This window comes from Pseudomonadota bacterium (genome assembly GCA_011049115.1).
GTDB lineage: Bacteria > Desulfobacterota > Anaeroferrophillalia > Anaeroferrophillales > Tharpellaceae > DSCM01.
The window spans coordinates 1-3,896 of sequence record DSCM01000068.1 but is presented as its reverse complement, the minus strand read 5'-3'; the positions used below and the strand labels follow the sequence as shown (position 1 = coordinate 3,896).

General features: G+C 57.9%; 2 protein-coding genes. Both read right to left on the bottom strand.

The features are described 5' to 3' along the window. Positions 1-308: 308 nt before the first annotated feature. Positions 309-2,780 carry a hypothetical protein gene (locus ENN66_05400; GenBank protein ID HDS16033.1) on the bottom strand — a complete coding sequence of 824 codons (2,472 nt, stop codon included), beginning with the start codon at positions 2,778-2,780 and terminating at the stop codon, positions 309-311. After that, positions 2,761-3,183 carry a hypothetical protein gene (locus tag ENN66_05395; protein ID HDS16032.1) on the bottom strand — a complete coding sequence of 141 codons (423 nt, stop codon included), beginning with the start codon at positions 3,181-3,183 and terminating at the stop codon, positions 2,761-2,763. The genes ENN66_05400 and ENN66_05395 overlap by 20 nt, the downstream gene beginning before the upstream one ends. Between the last annotated feature and the right edge of the window lie 713 nt (positions 3,184-3,896).

Sequence of the window (3,896 nt, the reverse complement as noted above, 5' to 3'; positions counted from 1 at the left end):
ATACGGCCGCCCCCCAGAAAAAGAGCCAGAAAACCAGCCCCGCTCCCAACCGCAACCCAACTTTTTTAAATTCTGTCATTGTCATTATATACCCACGCGCCGCAAGCGGCGCACCCAGATAAATAACCTATTGTACCTATGCAGCCCAATGATTGGTCGCCCGAAGTAAGCCGTAAAAAACAGAACCTTTCAGGGTCGGCTGAACAGTTACAACCTTTTTTAAATAACTTTTAGCCCGATACAAGCATTCTCCGACCTCTGTGCCACGCAACTTTCCGCCTTTGGCTTGGGCTAACTTTGCAGACCTTTTACCAGCTCCGCGCCGTCAGCTGAGTCACCCCATTTAGTCCGCCATACAGGGCCAGGGCCTTGACCTCGGCCGCACCCTCTAGATGCAGGGAGGCAAAGGCTTCGGGTCCGGCGGTGGTAAAAAGACCGGCGACATTATGCGCAAGCTTTTCCCGGGGGCCCAGATGAAGAGGCAGGCTTTCCAACACTTCACCGCCGGCGTCCAGAACGGAAAGCACCACTTCCCGGGATGCAAAAGCCTGATTCAGCAGTACGATTCCGGTCCACCAGCCATCGCAGACGGCCAGATGCGCTAACCGACGACAATCCGCTTGTCCGCCATCATCTCCCAGAGGAATGGACACCTCGGCTTCATCACCGTAACGATAGCTCAGATAAGCGGCATATTCCCGATCACCTTCAACCTGCAGCCAGGCCCGACTCAGGACCTCGTCACCGACACCAAATAATGCGCCACTTAGCTGTAACTTCCGGGCCGCGAAGGCAGGCAGGTTCAGCGTATGGGGAAGTGGCAGGGGAGCGCCGTCAACCCAGGCGGTCATCGTCAACCTCACTCCGGCCTCATTGGGGTTACACAATCCTAGATTCGACTGCCAGCCGGCATCGGCGGCCAGATGCGGCGCCAACTGACTTCGTGCGGGCGCCAGCAACGGCAGCTGATCCGCCAGGTTAATGCCTTCCATGGCAATCACGGCTCCGCTTACCGCCGGACTTACGTCTTCCAGCAGCGCCCAGCCGTCAAGGCTTTGCTGCGCGGGATATTCCCCGCAGGCATACTTGAACACGGTCGCGGGCGGCAGTTCCAGTACCGCCTCCCGGCGCGGCGTACCGTCATTTTTAAAATAAGAAATCCGCAGGCTCTGCGCCTCAGCCCCCTGATTGGCCAGATAAACCGTGGCCGAGCGCTGCATGTTCGAGGCGCTGGTCAGCCAGGGCACGACCAGACGGCCGCCGCTGGTCACCAGATCGGCTGCCGGAGGCCCCCATAACTTGCGGCTGTCGCCGCTGAGCGATAAGATCTGAAAAGGGGCCCGGGAAACCAGTTTGACCGCCTGAGCCACGGCCTCGCCCTTAAAATAATCGGCCGCGATTTGATTATCGACGAGCCCCAACCAGCGCCCGCCCAGATCAAGCTGATTCCCGCTGACGGCGCCGCGACCAAAAGGCAGCCCCTGATTCCCGATCATTTCCAGCCACACCCGCTCCCCGGCCGCGGCGCGCTCATCCGCAACCACCGCGTAGCCTGACCAGTACTGTCTGGCGGGCAAACCATAGAGCCAACTTTGATACGGAGCTTCGACGCCGACGTAGAGATGCACGCAGACCCCGGCCCAGTTTTCCGCGCCCGGAAGAATCCGCAGCAGCAGTTCTTCGCCGCCCACAGCCGTGGAGCAAAGCGTCAGGGGCCGCAGGGTCGAGTCTAGTTCTCCGGCATCTGTGACCAGGCCGTTTTTTTCGATTTGATAATGCGCCGTATTGCCGGGCGCGCTTTGCGGGTCCAGGGCCAGAGCGCAGCTGAAGCGCTCGCCTTCCAGAGGCGTCAGCCGAAAAAAATCCTCTTCTCGCGGGTAGACTACCAGCAGGTGATGGCCGGGAACCAGATTCTCATTTTCAAGCTCGTCGCCCACGCTTTGGGCCATTTCCACAACCCGGTCGTAGTCGACAAAGAGATTCTCCCGGCGCACCCCGATCGGAATCCACACCGACTGCGGATGCAGCTCCCCGGGATCCCCCTGCAGCCAGGCGCCGCCGCCACTGTAATGACCCTGGCTGTTCTTGTCGAGGCGGTACACGTAGGTCCGGCTTTGCACTTTGGTCCCCTGATAATCCGGCTCCACGAAATCATCGGCGTGCCAGATCGTGCAGACGATCTGATCACTGACCTGACCGGATGTAACCTCCATTTCATAACGGTAGATCGGATAGGACCAGAAGGCGGAGGATGAATCGAGATCAGCCCCGATCATCTCCCCGCGCTCGCCGATGTACTTGAGCAGATAACGATGAAAAGGCTCGGGACTTTGCTGACAATATTCATAAAGAATCTCGTCCTCGACATGGCAGGCCGCGAGCAGGCCCTTCTTGTCGCCGACGGTCAGAAAAACCCCGTTGCGACTGGACGGCAGAATGGGCTGGGGTTCGAGAATGGCGGCATTGACCCAGCCGTTACAAAAGCCGATCCAGTTTAAGGCCTGGGGATCGTACCATTCCTGCAAGCCCCGATAGTAAGCCTGGCCGGGCCTGCGACCGCCGGTGTAGAGATCATACTTTTCGGCCGGCGAGGGCCGGCCGTTATAACCCAACACCAGGGAACCCTTGTTTTTCGGCCACCACCAGCCCGACCAGGGCACCGCCGCGGCCTCGGCCTGCAGAACCGCGGCGTCTGCTGCCGTCGCGGCCAGGCCCAGCGGGCCGAGCAGCGTCAGAACCAGGACCAGGTTGAGAATCAGGTTAGGGTTGCGGTTTTTCATGCAAAGAACCCGTCGGCATTGGCTTTTCCACTGCGAATGGATTGCCGGTGGCGGCCGCGCCGCCGGCCGGCAGATACCAGTCCCCTTTCTCCCAGACCCAGTCCAGCGTTTGCGGCGTGTCTTTGAAGGTAAAACCCATGGCCTGCAAGGTGTTCCTAAGCTTTACCCGGGCCTGACGGCCGCTTTCGTCCACTTCGAGGGCCGCGATCTCACTGCCGAGATAACGGATATTCCCGGTCCGGGCCATTTCCGGGGCAAGATAAAAGGCGCGCAGGGCCGCAAGATCGGATTGTTGTCGCGCCGCGAGAAAACCCTCTACCCGAGCGCGCAGCCGGACTTCCGGATCGACGGGCGCTCCGAGACCGCTACAGGAGGCCAGACCCAACAAAAAACTGACCAGCAAAAATTTTCCTAACATTCTCGGCTTCAACCCCATCGTTACTCTCCGCAAATAGAATTTTCTACCCAGGTTATAGTCTGATTTTCAGGCGCAAGCGCCCGAATACCAATCTTTTTCACACTTCTTTAGTACGATATGTTATTGTCGCTGTCAACCGCTAAATCGGCCCTGCGTATTATATTACTTTAATGATAAAATGGCAGTAACTATTCAGCCGTCCCGGATAACCTTGGGCCATGTCCCGATTCCTTACGAAAATCAGGCCATGTCCCGGATTTTCCCGCCTTTTACTTCTCCATGCAAGATTAGGACAACGCCGTTGAACCGTTGTAAAAGATAACCGTTCAGCGTTGTTTTCCGGCAAAAAAAAGAAGAGTCCCGTTGACCGGGACTCTTCTTTTTGAACTAGCTTTCAAGACTGATCAGTTACTTGTCTTGAGTCACATGAGTCACACTTAATAGAGGGTCTGATAAGTTGTACATCCACTGCAGCAACCGCAGGCACCATCCTTGGACAGGTAGCCATAAGCCTGGGTGTTGTCGCCCATGATCGCGAAACCGCTCAGGGAAGCAGCGATCGTACCTTCACCGTGAGGAACCGTGCCGACAGCCTGGGCGTAAATCGCGGCGCTGTCGCCCAGGGCGGACAGATCAAGCTGGCTCAGAGCCCGAATCTCGACACTGTAGGCGGGGACCGTCAGGTTGATGGTGGTGCT

What these genes read in the sequence shown, in the direction of transcription:
- ENN66_05400 (HDS16033.1), bottom strand. Translation starts at nt 2,780, where the DNA reads ATGAAAAACCGCAACCCTAACCTGATTCTCAACCTGGTCCTGGTTCTG.